This is a genomic window from Paenibacillus sp. UNC217MF (assembly GCF_000686865.1).
GTDB classification, from domain to species: Bacteria; Bacillota; Bacilli; order Paenibacillales; family Paenibacillaceae; genus Paenibacillus_B; species Paenibacillus_B suaedae.
In genome coordinates this window covers 487,271-506,521 of record NZ_JMLT01000003.1, presented here as the reverse complement: position 1 = coordinate 506,521, position 19,251 = coordinate 487,271, and the positions used below count along the sequence as shown (strand labels likewise).

Sequence of the window (19,251 nt, the reverse complement as noted above, 5' to 3'; positions counted from 1 at the left end):
TTTGGAGGCTGATACGCAGGCACATCTTTACTCAGCTACTGCTCACTCGTTTTCGGGCTTTTAGGAGCTTTTTTCTGAAAGTGCTCCCAAATGGTTTATGCCGGATGCTACGAAAGGAGGGATCAAAAATCGAGAGTTCATCCAGAACAGAGAAAGAGGTGTACAGGTTTCTTGTATTTCTAAAATGCCCGACAAAGAGTATCGGAAAGAAGTCCTACGCCTCTCGAAGAGGGCGCTTTTGCGGAGCAAAAGTACGGAGTGGAGCCTATGCTTCGATGCGTATTCCAAATATTTTGTGGGGATCCAAAAAAAACTTATAAGGAGCTGGATTAATGAATTCGAACAAAAAATGGGGATCGATCCTGATTGCAGCTGTTTTGTTGATGACTTCAGTTTCTGTGGCACAGGCGAAGTCAACTGTTCCGACAGTGACCATCACAGAGACGGAAGATGCGATCCAGACAGAAGGGAATGACGCGGGAAATCCACAATTATTGGAACAACCAACGGATGACGGAGGGCCGGAAATGGATCAGGCAAAGCAAACACCGGATGTAAATCGCCAAGCAGTATCATCATCAGAGGATCAGACGAAATTCCGCAATCTTGCGCTAGGTCTTCCCTATGAATGGTCTGAACAGCCGGACGCATCGCATCCGGACGACGGCTATAAGCTTACAGATGGGAAATATGGAAAGTTGGATAGGAATGACCCGGCGTGGGTAGGACATGTGCGCGGAAAAGCACGTGAAGTCGTGTTCGATTTGGGCGAGGCAAAGTCGATCGGCAAAATATCAGCCCGCTTTTTTCAGGATTTCCCCACAAACTCTATCCTCGTACCGCTAGAGGTATCGATGTATGTCTCCGACGATAAGGAGAATTGGGGATTACTTTCTCATAACGCTACCCAACTGCTATGGGGGTCAGGGCCACCTCGACAGGAGACCTTCACATGGGATGGAAGCCGGGACGGAATCAATGGCGGGAAAACGGATGGCAAGCTGGCTTATGCCCGGTACGTGAAAGTCATCTTTACGATGCATCCCTCACAATGGGAATACATTGACGAAGTTGAAATAATGGGTACGGACGGCAAGGTAGACGGGGCAGTAACCGTTCTTACTGAGCAGCCTCATTTTTTAGAGCCGGGTGAAGCGACAGCTGGGATTCGGAATCTGAATTTGCTGTACAACGGACAGTATGCAAATGGTTTGGGTGATTGGAGCAAGGAGCGGATTATTCCTAACATCAGTTATGTGAATAAGGATGGCGAGCCTACTGATTGGCTTTTTGATGGTATTTTGTATCTAGGGCTTGCTTCACCTGCTGGCCGTGATTACGGCCTAGGGCAAACGAACTTAGAAGACTGGAAATGGTATTTGGATAAAACTTTTGCGGACACGGGGGATATGCAGAACTTGAATGAGGCTACCAAGGAAGTCGGAGCCAAGCTGAACCAGCCTGATCATAAAGAGAAGGTTGTGTTAATGATTCCGGATCCAGGGGGATCCTTAACCGATTTTGGCGACGTTGACGGTACTGGTTCCTTGAATTTTAACGAATCCGTTGTCGGCAGAGATAAAGCGCTTGAAAACAGGGGGAAAGCGATACAGTGGTGGCTCGATCAGGTTCAGCAAAGATGGGATGCTGCGAACTATTCAAATCTTGAGCTTGTCGGTATGTACTGGCTGCCAGAACAAATCGATATAGGTGAAACGGGACCAGACGTGGCTCGAATGATGAGTGAAAAAGTGCATGCCATGAATTTGAAGGTGTTCTGGATTCCTCACTCTTTGGCATACAAAATGTATATGTGGAAAGACGTTGGAATAGATGCTGCTGCTTATCAGCCGAATTACTTCTTCGGTGGAATGGATGTTGACCGTCTGGAGGATGCTGCGAATAATGCAAAGCGGTACGGGATGGGGAATGAAGTCGAGTTTGATGACGGTATGCTGACGGACGCCGTACTCCGCGAGCGTTTTATCGAATACTTGAACAGCGGCGTTGAAACGGGATTGATGCAAAATGGCTTTAGGGCTTATTACCAAGGAAATAATGCCGTTTACAACTTGGGAGTCAGCAAGGATCCAAGCTTGCGTTTAATGTATGACTGGCTGTATCAATATTTGAACGGAACATACGTCGTCCACAATAGCCCGGCGCCGGAGGCGGACATATTCATTAACGGACAAATTTTAAATGGTGATATGAACATACCGGACTCGGAAACTCTTCAAATTACGTGGAAAATCCAAGACGACGATGGAAGCGGATTGGCGAAGGTAACAGTCTTGATTGATGGCAAACCTTACACCCCGGGAACACCATTTGATCTGGCGGGAAAACCGGATAAACATCAACTGGTCGTTACTGTGGCCGCTGCCAAATCCAAGACGACGACTTACATCATCAGAGCGGTAGCGACCGCCGATACGATGAAAACACATGTGGATCGATTCGCAGAACAGAATCAGTTTACGACAGCTGAAGCCCCTCGTTCGCTGAACAATAATCTAGAACTGATGAAACGTTTTGAAGGAACAGATGCGGGCCAGTTTGACAAGTACTTGAAAGGCTTCAATGTGAAACTAGATCAATTGTCGGCAGACCAAATCATTTCGGATACGGCTTACGCCGCGTTGAAAGAAGAGGTTTATAGTCTCATTGGCAATCTGGCCGAAAATAAACCAGCGACTGCTTCTTCCGTAGAAGGCTCCCTTGCGAGATTGGCACCGGAAAATGCGGTAGACGGATTCTCTTCGACAAGATGGTCGAGCGCCTATGTGGATGATACCTGGTTCCAAGTCGATCTTGGTGAATCCAAGGAGTTCGATACGGTTAGCATCGACTGGGAGAATGCCCGGGCTAAAACCTACAAACTCCTTGTCTCCGATGATAATCAGAATTGGACCAGTGTGATCAAGGACAATGACGGAATCATTACTGCGCATGCCGGAAAAGAAACCGTTCATTTTGATCCAGTCACAGCTAGGTACGTCAAATTCCAAGGCGTTCAAAAAAATACGGAATACGGATATTCCTTCTATGAATTTGGTGTATATAATCTTGCGGGAAGCAATGCGGTCACACCGATTGATGGCGCAAGAGCTCTGATAGATGTGGATGCAGGGAAATTAACGATCGATGGTCTGGTGATGAGTGGAAGCCAGTCCAAAGTGAATTTGAAAGTGCTCGATTCGAAAGGGAAAGTCCGGTACGAAGGCCAGACGACGAGCTCAGAAACGGGAAGATTCCAATTCACGATCAAGCTTGTTGGGAATCTAAAGGGAACGAACGACGCCTATCTCTGGATAGAGGGAATGTCGACGCCCGTGAAGTTTACATTCGACTACAGCAAAAAGAACTGATACTTCGCAAATATATAGCCATGGACGCAGCATTATTTCCACGCTGTGATCCGTGGCTTTACCTTTTGAATTGCGCCATATTCTTTTCCCCCGTACAGGCACGCATAGGCGGCTGCCCACATAGAATGTAACGTTCTCAATCGGAAAAATCATGAGGGTGTTTACGTCTTAGGAGGTGGAGTAATGCTTGGGTTTTTGTCGTCGATCGCCATGTTCATTAAGCAGATTTCCTTATTGGTATCCTATGTTAAAAATAATGCGTTCCCCCAGCCATTAGCGGAGGAAGAAGAAATGAAGCATTTGCGCTTGATGGCAGAAGGAAATGCACATTCGAGAAATATGTTAGTTGAACATAACTTAAGGCTTGTTGCCCACATCGTGAAGAAGTTCGATAATACCGGCGAGGATCTTGAGGATCTGATCTCGATCGGCACGATTGGATTGATTAAAGCGATCGAGAGCTTTCAGCCGAATAAGGGGACGAAGCTGGCAACTTTCGCAGCTCGCTGTATAGAAAATGAAATTTTGATGCATCTTCGTTCGCTGAAGAAGACACGCAAGGATGTATCGCTGCATGATCCAATTGGGACTGACAAGGAAGGTAATGAAATCACTCTTATAGATATCCTTGGTACGGAAAGCGATGAGGTCGTCGAGAAGGTGCAGCTTAAGATCGAGAAGAGCAAAATATATCGCAATCTGGATATATTGGATGAACGGGAGCAGGAAGTTATCCGGGGGCGGTTCGGATTAGATGGGGGCGGCGATGAGCGCACACAGCGGGAGATTGCGAAGGAATTAGGCATCTCGCGTTCGTATGTGTCACGGATAGAGAAGCGGGCGCTTATGAAGCTGTATCATGAGTTCTACAAAGTGAAGCGAGATTGAACTGTTACGAATAAGCTGAGCCTGGTCATGAAGAAATCGAAAAACCGAACAGAGCAGCGAGGATTGCCTTGCGGCTCTTTTTGGTGTGAGCGGATGGAGCACGATGTCGCAATCTCTTATTTACATACGACATTTTCTATTGCTTGTTGGCTAACACGTGATACCTATTTAACTCGAAATCGATTACACTTGTGCTAGGACAACAATGATAGAGCATAAGGAGAGAGAGTGAATGACATCGGCTAAGCATCAAGGAATACAACATACGGGGAATGATTTGCATAGACCGCTGGACTATCCATGTACCTATATGCCAAGCGGCACGCCAGATTGGAGCTTGACAGATTCGGTAGAGCTAGTAGATGTAGTAACGGGGGCAGCTCCACGCCAACAGACGAAGGTGAGGGCTTGCTGGACAGATACGACGTTCCATATGCAATTTGAATGCGAGGATGATTACATCGTCAGCCCATATACGGACCGGGATGACCCTTTGTACGAGGCGGATGTAGTAGAGTGCTTCATTGATCCTGACGGGGATGGCCGTGCTTATTTTGAATTTAATGTAAGTCCGCATAATGTGATATTCGATGCTTACATTACGAACAATCCTGGCGAACCGAAGGGCTTCCATCCGGAATGGAATGCCGAGCATTTGCTATCCTCTGTGTCGTATGTCAATGTTCCAGTACGCAGAGTGATATATGAATTGGCGATTCGCTTTGAGGACTTGGAATGTACTACACCAGAAGTGGGCTCTCATTTCCGTCTTAACTGGTTCCGAATTGATCAAGATAAGCTTGGTGCTCGCACTTATGATGCTTGGGCTCCGACAGGTGCAGTTAATTTCCACATGCCAGAATGCTTCGGAACCATTCGATTTACGAAATAGAATAGTGGTTGATACGAGTAAGCGCCTTTCAGGCCCATAAACTCAGCTTCTGTGCTGAGGGGGACTGGGGCGCTTATTTGTATAGCGAATAAACGAATCCTCCGAATATGGACATCCTGAAGGCTATTCTTCCTTAGCTTGTAGCGGATTATCAGGAACTGCATACACTAATGTATCGCATAGGGCCGTATCCAGTAATGCAGAGAGGAAGAGTGAATTTGGATAACAGGGTCATGGTACCGTTGTTCAGCTGTATTGTGCTTGTTCTGTTCGTCCTGCTCGCTATTTGCTTGCTTCTGCTGCACCTGCAGCGACTGCTGTAGGCTGTGCATGAAGGCAGTATGAGATACATGACATATTCCATCTCCAAAAGACAAATACTGTGTAGGAATGATGATGCATGTGAAATGATGAATGCTACACAAGTATGTTGCAGGAGGTGGAGATATGGCGTCATCAACGAAATCCGGAACACCGAAATGGAAATCAGGAAATTGGACGCTTTCTGAGCAAGAGTACAAGCAAATCGCCAGTCGACGGGAGCCCGCACGGACGGTAGGCAAAAATTGCATTCGTGCGTTCCTCGTTGGCGGGACGATTTGTTTGATTGGACAAGTTATCCAGCAGCTATATATGACGTATTTAGGAATGAGCGAGAAGGAGGCAGGCAACCCGACAGTCGTCACCTTAATTTTACTGTCCGTCATTCTTACATGCTTCGGCGTATACGACAAAATCGCACAGTGGGCAGGCGCGGGTACGGCCGTCCCGGTTACTGGCTTCGCCAATTCCATGTGTTCGGCGGCATTGGAGCATCGCAGTGAGGGCTTAGTGCTTGGGGTAGGAGCGAACATATTCAAATTGGCTGGGTCAGTCGTTGTGTTCGGAACCGTAGCGGCGTTCTTCGTTGCGTTGATTTATTTGATCTTTGGACTCCAGCATTGACCTGCTGCTGCATTATGAACGCATGCATGAGGAAGGGGGATTTGGATGCAAATCGGACGTCATACATGGCGATTCCAGAGTGAGCCAGCGATCATTGGCACGGCAACAGTTGTGGGTCCTGATGAAGGAGAAGGGCCGCTGGCTGCTGACTTTGATTATATACATGATACGCTTGATATGCAGGAGAAAAGCTGGGAGAAAGCCGAACGTAAACTATTGGAGCAGGCGACGCAGCTTGCAATTGTAAATTCCCATATTACGCAGGACGATCTGAACTTTTTTGTCGGCGGGGATTTGCTTAATCAGATTATTAGCAATTCCTTCGCAGCGCGTACCCTGGGAGTTCCTTATATTGGCGTGTTTGGTGCTTGTTCGACATCGATGGAATCGCTTGCGATTGCCTCTCTGCTTGTAGATTCGGGCAATGCGAACAAGGTGATGGCAGCTACTTGCAGCCATAACTGCACAGCGGAGAAGCAGTTCCGCTATCCGACCGAATATGGTTCCCAGAAGCCGCCTACGGCGCAATATACAGTAACAGGTGCTGGAGCAGCTGTAGTTGCCAAGGCAGAGAAGCAATACTCATCCATGCCTCGTGTGATTGCAGCTACGATCGGCAAGATTGTCGATCTCGGAATTAAGGATCCATTCAATATGGGGGCGGCAATGGCTCCAGCCGCAGTCGATACGATCCAGACTCACTTAAGCGATCTGGATCGCAAGCCTCAGGATTATGACTTGATTGTCACAGGCGACTTGGCATCCATCGGTCTGTCGATCGCCAATGATCTGTTCCAACAGAACGGACTGCATATGGAGCGGACAACTTTCAATGATTGCGGCCTTATGGTCTATGACTTGAACAAGCAGGCCGTACAAGCAGGGGGCAGTGGCTGCGGATGCTCGGCAGTCGTTACATACGGCCACATTCTGAAGCGTTTGCGTGAACGGAAGCTGAGACGTGTGCTTGTAGCTGCTACGGGAGCGCTGCTCTCGCCGCTATCCTTCCAGCAAGGGGAGACGATTCCTTGCATTGCGCACGCAGTAACGATTGAAATGAAGGGATGAAGCAGGATGATATATGTATGGGCATTTGTCATAGGCGGGTTAATCTGTGTAATCGGTCAGCTCATGTTCGATGTTGCCAAGCTGACTCCGGCGCACACGATGACGATCCTTGTTGTCGCAGGAGCGATTATCGACGGACTTGGCTGGTATGAGCCGCTTATTAAATTTGCAGGAGCAGGGGTAACCGTTCCGATTACGAGCTTCGGCAACTCTCTTGTACATGGAGCCTTGACCGAGATTAAAGCTTCCGGGTGGGTAGCACCTGTCAGCGGTATGTTCAAGACAACAAGTGCAGGCATTTCCGCTGCGATTGTGTTTTCTTTTTTAGCTGCTCTTGTCATTCGGCCTAAGGGATGAGTGGAAGTTCTATTCAGATCTCGTCAATCGAATAAGGATACATGTAAAGTTCTGACGCTATTTCGATGGTGTCAGAGCTTTTTTTGTTGGTGATCACAATCCATTGTTTAGCGATAAAACGAAGATATTTGACAAGATTCACCATGAATGGACATGTACGTTATTCCTTGAATGGTGTAAAATGAAAAAATGCATGTATTTTTAAAACGTTATCACGTGGAAAGTTACTAATTCTTCTACAAAATAATGAATGAACCCAATAGGAGGTCGTTGCCATGTCATCCTACCAATCATTGCATGCCCTAATGCGAAAGATGCAATCGACATTGGAACGATGTATTTTAGGTAAATCCCAAGAAATTGAACTTCTGCTGACAGCGATGCTGGCCGGAGGGCACGTTCTTATTGAAGATGTTCCCGGGACAGGCAAGACGCAACTCGTCAAATCGTTAGCTCGTACGATGAATGGTTTATTTCGGCGAGTGCAGTGCAACCCGGATTTGCTTCCAACTGATATTACAGGTGTATTCATATTCCATCCTAAGGATCAGCAATTTGTCTATCGTCCGGGCCCAATCATGGCGAATGTCCTGCTGGTAGACGAAATTAACCGTGCTACTACAAAGACACAATCTGCATTGCTGGAAGCAATGGAGGAACATCATATTACGGTAGATGGGGAGAATTTCTCTCTTCCTTCACCTTTCGTTATGTTTGCTACACAAAATCCGATTGAATTCGAGGGTACTTATGTACTTCCGGAAGCACAGCTGGATCGTTTCATGTTCAAGCTTAAGCTGGGGTATCCGGATGAGCAGACAGAGCGTACGATGCTGATTCGCCATGCGGAAGGTCTGCCATCGGAGAGAGCAGAGACCGTGACGGATATTGCCTCCATTAAGCTGATGCAGGAGGAAGTTCGCAATGTATATGTGGATGATGCAGTCGCGGCCTATATGATTGAGATCGTACGGGCTACACGTGAACAAGCACATGTCCTGCTCGGAGCGAGCCCGCGCGCTTCCGTTGCATTGATGCAGGCTGCGAAGGCGAGAGCATGGATGCATGAGCGGAATTTCGTTACGCCTGATGATGTGAAGGAACTGCTTCCTTTTGTATTGACGCACCGGATTGTACTGCGCATGGAGGCGAAAATGGAGGGCATTTCAGCCCAGCATATTGTAAGCGATATTACGGAACGTGTTCGTGTACCAATCCGATTGGGGACGTAGCATATGAGTCATTCGCAACGTATGTGGCAGCGCAAAGGGGCTCGCAAGCGAACGATTATATCGGTTGCCAGCATGTATATCTCGTGTTTGTTCTATTTCTTATTTCAAGGCGGCAAGACGTCAGTCATGCTGCTAGCTATGGCGACTGTGCTGCTCGTATATTGGGGTGTAGTGTTAATTGGCGGCATTCGCAACGTACGGGGAACAAGAATGCTTGGCGACGGATCAGGGGTCTTCTTTCCCGCCAATTCGCAATTATACGTTAACATCCGAGTCACTGTACCAGGTTGGCTGCCCATTCCTTACCTCGTTGTCCGTGATGAGCTCTGCCGTTTCGGCAACCGCTGTAATACGATGGAGTCTGCAGTTGCCTTAGGCGCTGGCCGTTCGGCTGCAGTCACTTACCGGACTCCGTCTTTGGCAAGAGGATATTATGAATTTGCTCCAGCGTTATGCAGCTCCAAGGATCTGTTCGGGTTGTTTGAGCAGAGTGGAAGCTTTAATGCGCCATCCGTCTTCTATGTGATGCCAACTGTCATTCCTATTCCGAGGTGGACACATGCGGAGCGACAGGTAGGTCACGGTGTACATGCAGCATCTTCTGTCCGTCATCACAGAGAATCTTCACAACAGAACGGTGTGCGTGAGTATGTGTACGGAGATAAATTATCTCGCATTCACTGGAATGCAACTGCAAAGACGGGGATGTTGAAGACAAGACAGTTCGATCCAGAGTCCCAATCGCCTATCATTGTTGTGTTGGATTGCCGTTCACTTTCCTATGAGGGAAATAAAGCAGTGGCGGATGAGAAATTTGAAGCTGCTGTATCTACGATGGCATCCCTTGTACAATACGGTGCTCAGTGTCAACGCCCAACCTATGTGGCGACTATCGGGGAGCGATTGAATTGGTGGACGGCTGATCAGGCCAAACCAGATATTGCTGTATTTCGACAATGGATGTCTACTGTGCAGCTGGAATCATCAGATGAGCAAGAACAACAGCTTGCAGCACTTACTGAGCATGCATCGATGCTTCAAGGAGCCTCACTTGCGTTCATTAGCGGACATGCCTCTTCAGATGTGTTGATTTACACACGGACATTATCGAAGCTGGGGTGTTCCGGGAGCTTTATTCATGTGAAGGAAGAGGTGTCAGCCCCGCATAACGAGAGGAGTCAATCTCTTGTACGCTTGCTGGCCTCTCAGCGCTTGCACTACATTTCCTTGTCTCAAGTACAGGATCTGCCGAAGCTTCTAGGAGGTGGGGCCGCATGAAGACGGAACAGCCGTACTCCGCTCCTTCACGTACCTCAACCGTACAGAAGGCTGCAGATGATCGAATACAAGTGTGGTTATCCTCCTATTGGACAGAGAGGATGATCTGGACCTGTATGATTGTGATGGTCTGGCAATGGCTTGTCATGCTGGAACCGTATTGGTACGACGAGACGCTAGCCATGTCGCGCATGTTCATGATTGGATTATGGGGTGCAGTTATGCTCTTCCCATGCCAATTCATAGGCAGACTGATCATTGCCCTCCCAGCTTTATGCTATATCGTATATCGGAATCTCGTACAATTTAATATATGGATAGATGGTGGTGAACGGTGGGACAAGCTCCTTCAATTTCACCCTTACATCTGGTTTCTGCTAGGACTATGGTTATGCTGCGAATCTCTTGTAGTGCTCGTGCAAGGCAAGGCGCGTGTTCTCCTATGGCTGCTTGTCCAAATTATGATCTTCGGCATACTGGATTCATTTACCGACGAAATATTGTGGATGCAGGTGGCGTGGATTGTTGGCGCGTCATTGATTTGGCTCATTTGTATTCACTATAAACAAATGAACACGGACTATCCGAACATATGGCGCGGATCCGTACGTTACCCGCTGCAAATGGGGCTGCTCGCTGTGTTCGTGATTTCTCTCATTATTTCTGTAGGGGTTAATGTACCAGAAGTCAAGCCAATCTTGACTGACCCGTATACCGCTTGGAGCAATCGCTATGGCGATGGGAATAACCCGATGTCGGATCTCGTATCGAAAGTGACGGGTAGCGGGAGCGGATCTCGTACGAGTACATCCGGTTACAGCCATTCGGATGCAGAGCTGGGCAATGGCTTTAACATGGACTATATGCCTGTTATGTCCGTAACAACGGAAATGCGCGGCTACTGGAGAGGGGAATCAAAGGACTGGTACACTGGACAGGGATGGGATAAAACACCAAGACGCAATCCCATTTTTAGTCTTCGACAACAGCTCACAGCAGCGGATCAGCCTGCTCGAAACATTCCTACAAGAATGATTCAACAAACAATTACGATGCAAAATAAAGACTCGTATCCCGTGTTATTCGGTTTAGGAATGATCGAGTCGGTAGAGTCAATTAGTAATTCTCTTGAGGCGGTTCTGCGTTGGAACGAGCAGGAAGGGGAAGTCAGGTATGAAGATCCGAAGACAGATAAATATCCGACTAGCTACACTCTAACTTCGCGAGTCCCGATTTTTACCGAGGAAGATTTGCGCAAATCATCACAAACAATATCTACAGACGCGGATCGATTCCAGAGATATTTGCAGATCCCAAACACGCTTCCACAGCGAGTCAAGGATTTGGCGCAGGAATTAACACATGACGAAACTAACTATTACGACAAGGTAAAAAAGGTAGAAAATTATTTGCGTACGCAGTATCGATATACAAATGCGCCGAATTTATCCTTGCGCAAGAGCGAGGATTTCGTCGATGCCTTTTTGTTCGAAATCAAGGAAGGGTATTGCGATCACTTCTCAACATCGATGGCCATTCTTCTTCGTTCTGCTGGCATCCCAACACGCTGGGTGAAGGGATACGCACCAGGAACGCGTCAGAACGGGGACGTTCCCACTCATGAGCTGGCCGAGCAATCGCAGGACAGTGGAGCTGGCACGTATCAGGTGACGAATGCAGAGGCTCATTCCTGGGTCGAAGTATACATGGGTGACTATGGCTGGGTTGCATTTGAGCCGACGCCTGGCTTCACCTATCCGCGTCTGCAACAGGAAGAGAAGAAGCCGGAGCCAGAGAAGAAGGAAGAACAGAAGCCGGAAGAGAAGCAAGAGGAGAAGAAGCCAGAACCGAAGCAGGAGCGGCAAGACGCATCACTTCCAGCTTGGCTCGTTCAGGGGGCGAAGTGGATTGTTATCGTGATGGCTGCCGTATGTTTTCTTCTATTATTGTGGAAATGGAGAACGATCGGGTTCTCCCTGCGGTTCTTCTGGCTGTTGAAGCGTAATTTAACCTACAAGGAACAGATCATTCTGCATACAGACTTGTGGCTAAGCTATTGCAGATGGAAGGGCATGCGCAAGGGAGCGCATGAGACTGTGCGTGAAGCTGCCAAGAGATGGTCGGATCAGCGAGAGGGCAGAAGCGATCCAGCGGCAGTGATCGTCAATAAGTTCGAGCAGGCGAAGTATGGCGGGCATCCTATAATGGAATCAGATGTGAAGCAACTGAAAGAAGCAATTCGGGCGTACAAACACATCGGATAACAGGTTATATAGCATGTGACCATTTTCCAATAAGTAGTTGTTTTTGTGAATCCAATGCGAGGAAGATGTATCCGTAAATGTGGCAAATGAAAGTCGTTCCGCATAGGAACGGCTTTTTTTTGCACGAAAAACAAAGAATATGGTATAGTTTTTCGTATGAAAACGAGGTGACCGCTTTGTTGGAAAGGCTTATTCCCCGTCTTCGGGTTCGTACGGTGTACGATATTAACCTTGCGGAGCTGATGGACAAAGGATACAAGGGAATTATTACGGATTTGGATAATACGCTTGTAGGCGCGAAGGAACCTTTGGCAACGCCCGAATTAACGGCTTGGCTTGAACAAGCTCAGCAAATGGGGTTTCAAGTGGTGATTGTGTCGAATAACGATCATCCGCGAGTATCCCGGTTTGCGACGCCGCTTAATATTCCGTTTGTGAATTCAGCACGGAAGCCTTCGCAACGGGCCTTTCATCAAGCATTGAAGCTGATGGGGCTGACACCTGAGCAAGCGGTGGTAGTTGGAGATCAAATGTTGACCGATGTGCTCGGAGGCAACCGCATCGGGATGTATACGATATTAGTTGATCCAATCGCAATCCAAGATGAGGGTTGGATGACACGCATTAATCGGCGAGTCGAACGCATCGTAACGAAACGTTTTCGTAAAAAAGGAATGTGGCACGAGGAGGAACGACATTGACAGAAGAACAAATGGCACGGAAATGCAGCGGGTGCGGTACAGCTCTGCAAACGGAGAGTACGGAAGCATCCGGGTACGTGCCGGCAAAAGCGTTGGAACGGACGCCAGTAATTTGCCAGCGCTGCTTTCGGATAAAAAATTATAATGAAGCAATATCCGTCGCATTCGATCAGGACGAGTTTCTTCGCCTATTGGGACGTATCGGCGAGGAAGACGCGCTCGTCATACACATTGTCGATCTATTCGACTTTGACGGCAGTATTATTTCCGGCTTGCAGCGATTTGTGGGGAGTAATCCAGTACTGCTCGTCGTGAACAAGATCGATTTGCTGCCGAAGGTAACGAATTGGAACCGCATCATCAATTGGGTACAGCGCCAAGCGAAGGAACACGGCATTCGGATTGTAGACATTGCGCTCGTGAGCGCGAAGCGCAATCTTGGCTTCGATCGGTTGATCGATCAGGTTTCCGAGTGGCGCGGCAATCGCGATGTCTATGTCGTTGGTGCAACGAATGTAGGCAAGTCAACATTGATTAATCGCTTGATTCGGGACTATAGCGATTTGGATGGCGAGCTTACCACTTCTCGCTACCCGGGAACGACGCTTGATATGATCCATATCCCGCTTGACGACGGGAAGCATATCATTGATACACCGGGGATTGTGTACAAGAGCCGCTTGACTGAGCTTGCGAGCCGGGAGGACTTATCTTCCCTGCTGCCGGACAAATCATTGAAGCCACTGGTATACCAATTAAATGAAGGGCAAACGTTGTTCTTTGGCGCGTTCGCTCGATTTGATTTCGTGGAAGGCGAGCGTCAATCCTTCACTTGCTACTTGTCGAACGATCTTCCGATCCATCGGACGAAGCTGGAACGTGCGGACGAGCTCTATCGTGATCACCGCGGCGAACTGCTTGCTCCACCGACTCGGGAACGAATTGACGAGCTTCCAGCATGGACGAAGCACCAGCTTCGCATTGGGCGTGGAGGAGAGACAGACGTGTTCATTTCCGGCTTGGGCTGGATCAAGTGCAACGGTACAACTGGCGCGCTGGTTGAGATCCATGCGCCTAAGGGAGTTAAGGTGCTGGCACGCCACTCCTTAATTTAAGTTTTCGAAAGAGAAGAGACAGTCAATAAGCAGGGGGATGGGGTTCATGCCGGATAAGGATGCATCATATTCGAACAATCTTGTAAAGAACATGAATAGCAGTTCCAAGGTGTATGCGGTAATCGGGGATCCGATTGCACATTCCAAGTCGCCGCTCATGCACAATGCAGCCTTGCAGGCGATGGAAGTGAACGGGATATATACTGCATTTCATGTAAGGCCAGAACAGCTTGAATATGCCGTAGCAGGCATTCGCGCACTTGGTCTCGGAGGGGTGAACGTCACCATTCCGCATAAGGAGCGGGTGATGGCTTATTTGGACGAGATTGATGGCAGCGCTCAGGTGATTGGTGCGGTCAATACGATTGTCCAACGTGACGGCAAGCTGCATGGTTACAACACGGATGGTCTTGGATATGTTCGTTCTTTGAAGGAAGAGATGCAAGCAGATATCCCATCCTCCCGCATTGTAATTATAGGGGCTGGCGGTGCGGCTCGGGGGATTGCGCACGCTCTTCTTACAGAGGGCTGCAAGGAGCTCGTCATTGCAAATCGTACGGTGGAGCGAGCGCAGTCACTTGCAGACGATTTGTCGGGATTCGGCAACGTAAGAGCAGTTATGTTGGGCGATGCGCCTGCAATTGCGCCGAACGATGTTGATATCGTCATTCAGACGACTTCCGTCGGTATGCATCCCCATATAGAGGCGTCACCCGTGTCCGCGGAATGGCTGCAAGCCCATATGCTTGTAAGTGACATCATCTATAATCCACTAGAGACAGCCCTGCTGCAGGCAGCAAAGGCGAAGGGGTGCCGGATTCATAATGGGCTCGGCATGTTCGTTCATCAAGGGGCAATCGCATTTGAATTGTGGACAAGCTTGAAGGCGCCGACAGCGCTTATGCGGCAGCGCGTACTTGAGACGCTGCAATCCTAATTTCAAGATGTGGATACTCTAATACAGAAGACATTTAGGCACGAAGGAGTCGCACGTTCCAGACATGGAAAGAGGCTCAATACTATCACTCATGAATAGATAAGGCAGGTTAAACTTATATGCTAACGGGTAAACAAAAACGCTATCTTCGCTCTCTTGCACATCATCTGCAGCCTATTTTCCAAGTAGGCAAGGGCGGTATGAATGATCAACTCGTACGTCACGTTGAGGATGCAATCGAGAAACGCGAATTGATGAAAGTATCGGTATTGAACAATTGTTTGGAAGATCCGCGCGAAATCGCAGAGGAGCTTGCTTCACGCTCCGGATCCGAACTTGTTCAAGTCATTGGCAAAACGATCGTGCTGTACAAGGAATCGACGGATAACAAGCAGATTGAACTGCCATAACGATCACTGGAGGGCTACCGAATGAAGTTCGTAGGGATCATGGGCGGGACTTTTGACCCTATTCATCTCGGGCATCTAGTGGCAGCGGAATGCGCTAGGGAGACAGCTTCCTTAGATGAGGTATGGTTCATGCCAGCGCATGTGCCGCCGCATAAAGCGCATCGACCAGCTGCTTCTGCGGAGCAGCGCTTGGAAATGGCGAGGCTGGCGGTGCAAAGTAATCCGCATTTTCGAGTGTGCGACTGGGAGATTAAGCATGGCGGTGTATCCTACACGCTAGACACTGTCCATGGGCTGCGCCGGGAGTATCCCGACGTCAAGTGGGCGTGGATTATCGGCGGCGATATGGTCGCTTACTTGCCCCAGTGGCATCACATCGATGAGCTGATGGAGCAGATTCAATTTGTTGGATTGCATCGTCCTGGATCAAGCTGGGATGCTGCCAAGCTGCCTGCTGCGTGGTCTTCTCGGCTCATCGAGAGCGAGATGCCGCAGATGGATATCTCATCGACCGATATTCGGCAGCGATTGGCCGAAGGGCGATCGATCAAGTATATTGTGCCGGACGAGGTTCAACAGTATATAGCAAGGTGGGGTCTATATGAATCGGACGCGCGAACAACTGATTGAGGCTGTACAATCCCAGATGCCAGCTGTAAGATGGCAGCATACGCAAGGGGTTATGACAACAGCCGTTCAATTGGCCAAGAAGTATGGAGCAGACCCGAATAAGGCGGATATCGCCGCCATACTGCACGATGTAGCAAAGTACTGGCAGACAGATCGAATGGAACAGATGATTCGGGAACATAACATGCCATCCGAATTGCTGGAGTATGACAAGCAATTATGGCATGCGCCTGTGGGCGCACATGTGGCGCAGCATGAATATGGAATTGAAGATGTAGAAATACTGGATGCAATCAAGTACCATACTTCCGGCAGAGAGAAGATGACCCTGCTGGATAAGGTCGTGTGTCTGGCAGATTACATCGAGCCAGGGCGGGATTTCCCTGGAGTTAATCATATACGTGAACTGGCGGAGCAGAATCTAAATGCGGCGTTAATTGCCGGATTTGACTCGACCATTCGATTCTTGATTGAGCGCCGCCGCCGGGTATTCCCGCTGACGATCCATGCTCGCAATGGGCTGATCCTCGAACTGGAGGCAGAACTTGAACAGTCAGCAACTTAATCACGAAATGGGCTTAGAAATACAAAAATAAGAATGGCTCAAACACAATGTGGAGGTAATTGAATGGCAGACAACATTAAACAATTGCTCGAAATCGCCGTAAGTGCGGCTGAAGATAAGAAAGCGATGGATCTTATTGCGCTTGACCTGCAAGGCATTTCCCTCATTGCAGATTATTTCGTAATCTGCCACGGGAACTCGGATACACAAGTTCAAGCGATTACGAATGAAATTCGCAAGCGTGTGCATGAAGTAGGCGGACACGTGCGCGGTACAGAAGGATTTGACTCCGCACGCTGGGTTCTCATTGATTTGGGCGACGTAATCGTGCACGTGTTCCACCGCGAAGAACGCGAGTACTACAACATTGAGAAGCTGTGGTCCGATGCGAAAGTTGTGGAGTTTGCATGATTTGGGAAGCAGGAACGATTCAACGATTAATAATCGACCGTGAAGTATCTCCGTACGGATATTTCTTGACGAACGGAGAGCAGGACGTGTTGCTGCATTATACAGAGCTTACGGGCAAAGTAGAGCCTGGCGATTACGTGGAAGTGTTTTTATACTATGACACGGAAGATCGCATTGCTGCGACAATGAAGCGTCCTTTGTTGACACTCGGAGAGATTGCTAAGCTTACGGTAGCGGATATTCATCCGAAGTACGGCTGCTTCCTGGAGATGGGGATTGGGCGTCAACTGCTGCTTCCGAAGGGAGAGCTTCCCGAGTTCGAACCGCTTCACCCGAAGGTTGGCGATGAGGTATACGTCCGGATGGAACAGGATCGCTACGGACGACTTATTGCACTGCCAGCTCGTGAAGATGATTTGGTACCTTATATGTTCGCAGCTCCTGAGTCTTGGAACAACACATGGCGCGATGCGGTCGTGTACCGTGCTCTCAAGATGGGAACGTTCGTTGTCGTAGATGGCGCGCCTGTTGGAGAAGGTGTTATTGGATTCATTCATGAATCACTCCGTCCGCGCCTGCTTCGTCTTGGTGAGTCTGTCCGTGTTCGCATTACGCATGTCCGTGAGGATGGGCGCGTGAATGTAACGATGGCAGAGCGCAAAGAAGTCGGCATGGATCAAGATGCTGAACGCTTGTTCACCTTCTTGAAGGAGCGCCCAAACGGCACAATGCCATATTCCGATGAGACGCCTGCCGATATTGTGAAGCAGCGCTTCGGCATTAGCAAGTCAGCATTCAAGCGTGCTATCGGCCGCTTGATGAAGGCAGGTCTCATTCGTCAAAATGGAAATTGGACCGAATTGACGGAAACGGCTGCTGCAATGGATACGGCACAGCTTCACAAGGCACTGTCGGCGGCACAAGCCGAAGCGCGTGAAGCACATAAGGCTCGCTCGTACGGCAACGACAATGCACGCTAAGTCGTTCGTTCAACATGCATTACGAATGATGGAATGAGGGAACAACCTCCGGCAGGGGAAGTGAAGATAGATGATTTCATATGGGCGTGTAGCGGAGGTTTATGACCGCTTAATGGAGGACATGCCATACGACCAGTGGGTGTCATTTGCTCGGCAGGCTTGGGAACGATTTGGAAGCGGCCAGGTTCGTTCCATCGTTGACCTTGGCTGTGGAACCGGGAGTACGGCATTGCCACTGGCGAAGCTCGGTTATGATGTAATCGGCATCGATATTTCAGAATCGATGCTGTCAATTGCGAGCAGCAAGGGAATAGAGGCTGGACCGCTGAAGGGCGACGTGCGTTGGGTGAATCAAGATATGTGCGATTGGGCCATGCCTGGAGAAGCGGATGCCGTCGTTTCGTTCTGTGACAGCTTGAACTATGTGACAGAAGAGGGCGACGTGAAGCGTGCTTTTCAAGCTACCTATAACAACTTGAGATCTGGCGGCGTTTTCTTGTTCGATGTGCTTCATGTCCGTCAATTCGAACATTATGCGGAGACCCAGCCTTTTGCCTATGATGATGAAGATATCTCTTACATTTGGTTTTCGGATTATGATGAAGAACGCCAGGAGATTGAGCACCAGCTGACCTTGTTCGTTCGTCAGCAGTCTGGAGGCTTGTACGAGCGTATTGACGAGGAGCATGTTGAACGCGCCTATGATCCAGACTGGTTAGAACGTATGCTGAAAGAAGCTGGTTTCGATCATGTCGAGCAATTTGCGGACTTTGAATGGCAGTCGCCGGACGAAGAGTCGCGCCGAATCTTTTTTGTTGCAGTGAAGCCATAAAGATAGATGTGCATAGTTTCTGAAGATGCATGTGATATGCACATTGATCCGTCGTGAGATGTAGAATTCGGTGTTACTTTCTCAATTCAAGGCGAATGAACAAGAAAGATTTGGAGTTGCATGGCGATCATTGACAATAAGAAAATTTTTCATTATGATATAGCTACTTGCATCTATTTGGATGCATCATAATCATATTCAAGCTGAATAGGTAGAATGGAAAGACTTCGAAGAGGAATAGTACCTCAGGTCCCATCTTCAGAGAGCCGGCGGTTGGTGCAAGCCGGTGATGGTGCAGAAGCGAACTCACCTCAGAGTCGCGCAGCAGAATCAGGAGCGGTAAGCTGCGACGTATTGCCAGCGTTAATGGTGTAA

The 19,251-nt window shown here is 48.7% G+C and carries 18 protein-coding genes and 1 other annotated feature (1 of these 19 running past the window's edge); all 18 genes read left to right on the top strand.

Going from position 1 to position 19,251, the window contains the following annotated elements:
- Nucleotides 1-332 precede the first annotated feature (332 nt).
- The 18 genes from BP95_RS32215 to BP95_RS0102355 all read left to right on the top strand — a co-directional run bounded on the left by BP95_RS32215 (nt 333) and on the right by BP95_RS0102355 (nt 18,876).
- Nucleotides 333-3,371, top strand: a complete 3,039-nt coding sequence (locus BP95_RS32215; protein ID WP_081819788.1) for a DUF4855 domain-containing protein — start codon at nt 333-335, stop codon at nt 3,369-3,371.
- A 183-nt stretch (nt 3,372-3,554) separates the two neighbouring features.
- Nucleotides 3,555-4,259 carry an RNA polymerase sporulation sigma factor SigK gene (gene sigK / locus BP95_RS0102435; protein WP_021256864.1) on the top strand — a complete coding sequence of 235 codons (705 nt, stop codon included), beginning with the start codon at nt 3,555-3,557 and terminating at the stop codon, nt 4,257-4,259.
- Between the two features lie 232 nt (nt 4,260-4,491).
- A complete protein-coding gene (locus tag BP95_RS0102430) occupies nt 4,492-5,151 on the top strand; it encodes a carbohydrate-binding family 9-like protein (RefSeq protein WP_021256863.1) in 660 nt (219 codons plus the stop codon).
- A gap of 447 nt (nt 5,152-5,598) precedes the next feature.
- Nucleotides 5,599-6,096 carry a stage V sporulation protein AC gene (gene spoVAC / locus BP95_RS0102425; protein ID WP_021256862.1) on the top strand — a complete coding sequence of 166 codons (498 nt, stop codon included), beginning with the start codon at nt 5,599-5,601 and terminating at the stop codon, nt 6,094-6,096.
- A 45-nt stretch (nt 6,097-6,141) separates the two neighbouring features.
- Nucleotides 6,142-7,164: a stage V sporulation protein AD gene (spoVAD, locus tag BP95_RS0102420; RefSeq protein WP_021256861.1), complete on the top strand. Its 1,023-nt coding sequence runs from the start codon at nt 6,142-6,144 to the stop codon at nt 7,162-7,164.
- 6 nt (nt 7,165-7,170) lie between these two features.
- Entirely contained in the window at nt 7,171-7,521 is a 351-nt protein-coding gene (gene spoVAE, locus BP95_RS0102415) for a stage V sporulation protein AE (protein ID WP_021256860.1), read from the top strand.
- Between the two features lie 275 nt (nt 7,522-7,796).
- Complete coding sequence (locus BP95_RS0102410; protein ID WP_028531311.1) at nt 7,797-8,753, top strand: AAA family ATPase; 957 nt, start codon at nt 7,797-7,799, stop codon at nt 8,751-8,753.
- Nucleotides 8,754-8,756: 3 nt separating this feature from the next.
- Nucleotides 8,757-10,031, top strand: a complete 1,275-nt coding sequence (locus BP95_RS0102405) for a DUF58 domain-containing protein (protein WP_028531310.1) — start codon at nt 8,757-8,759, stop codon at nt 10,029-10,031.
- A complete protein-coding gene (locus tag BP95_RS0102400; protein ID WP_028531309.1) occupies nt 10,028-12,295 on the top strand; it encodes a transglutaminase TgpA family protein in 2,268 nt (755 codons plus the stop codon). Before BP95_RS0102405 ends, BP95_RS0102400 begins: the two co-directional genes overlap by 4 nt.
- Nucleotides 12,296-12,471: 176 nt before the next feature.
- Nucleotides 12,472-12,996 carry a YqeG family HAD IIIA-type phosphatase gene (locus BP95_RS0102395; protein ID WP_028531308.1) on the top strand — a complete coding sequence of 175 codons (525 nt, stop codon included), beginning with the start codon at nt 12,472-12,474 and terminating at the stop codon, nt 12,994-12,996.
- A gap of 11 nt (nt 12,997-13,007) precedes the next feature.
- Complete coding sequence (gene yqeH, locus BP95_RS0102390) at nt 13,008-14,111, top strand: ribosome biogenesis GTPase YqeH (protein WP_090511614.1); 1,104 nt, start codon at nt 13,008-13,010, stop codon at nt 14,109-14,111.
- Nucleotides 14,112-14,157: 46 nt separating this feature from the next.
- Nucleotides 14,158-15,048, top strand: a complete 891-nt coding sequence (gene aroE, locus BP95_RS0102385) for a shikimate dehydrogenase (protein WP_028531307.1) — start codon at nt 14,158-14,160, stop codon at nt 15,046-15,048.
- A 119-nt stretch (nt 15,049-15,167) separates the two neighbouring features.
- The gene (yhbY, locus tag BP95_RS0102380; protein WP_021256853.1) at nt 15,168-15,458 is read left to right on the top strand and encodes a ribosome assembly RNA-binding protein YhbY; all 291 of its coding nucleotides are present in this window, start codon (nt 15,168-15,170) and stop codon (nt 15,456-15,458) included.
- Between the two features lie 21 nt (nt 15,459-15,479).
- Nucleotides 15,480-16,088 carry a nicotinate-nucleotide adenylyltransferase gene (gene nadD / locus BP95_RS0102375; protein ID WP_021256852.1) on the top strand — a complete coding sequence of 203 codons (609 nt, stop codon included), beginning with the start codon at nt 15,480-15,482 and terminating at the stop codon, nt 16,086-16,088.
- On the top strand, nt 16,060-16,653 hold the full coding sequence (gene yqeK / locus BP95_RS0102370) for a bis(5'-nucleosyl)-tetraphosphatase (symmetrical) YqeK (protein WP_028531306.1): 594 nt from the start codon (nt 16,060-16,062) through the stop codon (nt 16,651-16,653). Before nadD ends, yqeK begins: the two co-directional genes overlap by 29 nt.
- Nucleotides 16,654-16,716: 63 nt before the next feature.
- Entirely contained in the window at nt 16,717-17,064 is a 348-nt protein-coding gene (gene rsfS, locus BP95_RS0102365) for a ribosome silencing factor (RefSeq protein WP_021256850.1), read from the top strand.
- The gene (locus tag BP95_RS0102360) at nt 17,061-18,044 is read left to right on the top strand and encodes a CvfB family protein (RefSeq protein ID WP_021256849.1); all 984 of its coding nucleotides are present in this window, start codon (nt 17,061-17,063) and stop codon (nt 18,042-18,044) included. Before rsfS ends, BP95_RS0102360 begins: the two co-directional genes overlap by 4 nt.
- Nucleotides 18,045-18,114: 70 nt before the next feature.
- Complete coding sequence (locus tag BP95_RS0102355) at nt 18,115-18,876, top strand: class I SAM-dependent DNA methyltransferase (RefSeq protein ID WP_021256848.1); 762 nt, start codon at nt 18,115-18,117, stop codon at nt 18,874-18,876.
- 218 nt (nt 18,877-19,094) lie between these two features.
- Nucleotides 19,095-19,251, top strand: a binding site (T-box leader) (it continues 73 nt past the right edge of the window).

Excerpts from the sequence above, each read along its gene's own strand:
- BP95_RS32215 (WP_081819788.1), top strand. The coding sequence starts at position 333 with ATGAATTCGAACAAAAAATGGGGATCGATCCTGATTGCAGCTGTTTTG.
- sigK (WP_021256864.1), top strand. The coding sequence starts at position 3,555 with ATGCTTGGGTTTTTGTCGTCGATCGCCATGTTCATTAAGCAGATTTCC.
- BP95_RS0102430 (WP_021256863.1), top strand. The coding sequence starts at position 4,492 with ATGACATCGGCTAAGCATCAAGGAATACAACATACGGGGAATGATTTG.
- spoVAC (WP_021256862.1), top strand. The coding sequence starts at position 5,599 with ATGGCGTCATCAACGAAATCCGGAACACCGAAATGGAAATCAGGAAAT.
- spoVAD (WP_021256861.1), top strand. The coding sequence starts at position 6,142 with ATGCAAATCGGACGTCATACATGGCGATTCCAGAGTGAGCCAGCGATC.
- spoVAE (WP_021256860.1), top strand. The coding sequence starts at position 7,171 with ATGATATATGTATGGGCATTTGTCATAGGCGGGTTAATCTGTGTAATC.
- BP95_RS0102410 (WP_028531311.1), top strand. The coding sequence starts at position 7,797 with ATGTCATCCTACCAATCATTGCATGCCCTAATGCGAAAGATGCAATCG.
- BP95_RS0102405 (WP_028531310.1), top strand. The coding sequence starts at position 8,757 with ATGAGTCATTCGCAACGTATGTGGCAGCGCAAAGGGGCTCGCAAGCGA.
- BP95_RS0102400 (WP_028531309.1), top strand. The coding sequence starts at position 10,028 with ATGAAGACGGAACAGCCGTACTCCGCTCCTTCACGTACCTCAACCGTA.
- yqeH (WP_090511614.1), top strand. The coding sequence starts at position 13,008 with ATGGCACGGAAATGCAGCGGGTGCGGTACAGCTCTGCAAACGGAGAGT.
- aroE (WP_028531307.1), top strand. The coding sequence starts at position 14,158 with ATGCCGGATAAGGATGCATCATATTCGAACAATCTTGTAAAGAACATG.
- yhbY (WP_021256853.1), top strand. The coding sequence starts at position 15,168 with ATGCTAACGGGTAAACAAAAACGCTATCTTCGCTCTCTTGCACATCAT.
- nadD (WP_021256852.1), top strand. The coding sequence starts at position 15,480 with ATGAAGTTCGTAGGGATCATGGGCGGGACTTTTGACCCTATTCATCTC.
- yqeK (WP_028531306.1), top strand. The coding sequence starts at position 16,060 with ATGAATCGGACGCGCGAACAACTGATTGAGGCTGTACAATCCCAGATG.
- rsfS (WP_021256850.1), top strand. The coding sequence starts at position 16,717 with ATGGCAGACAACATTAAACAATTGCTCGAAATCGCCGTAAGTGCGGCT.
- BP95_RS0102360 (WP_021256849.1), top strand. The coding sequence starts at position 17,061 with ATGATTTGGGAAGCAGGAACGATTCAACGATTAATAATCGACCGTGAA.
- BP95_RS0102355 (WP_021256848.1), top strand. The coding sequence starts at position 18,115 with ATGATTTCATATGGGCGTGTAGCGGAGGTTTATGACCGCTTAATGGAG.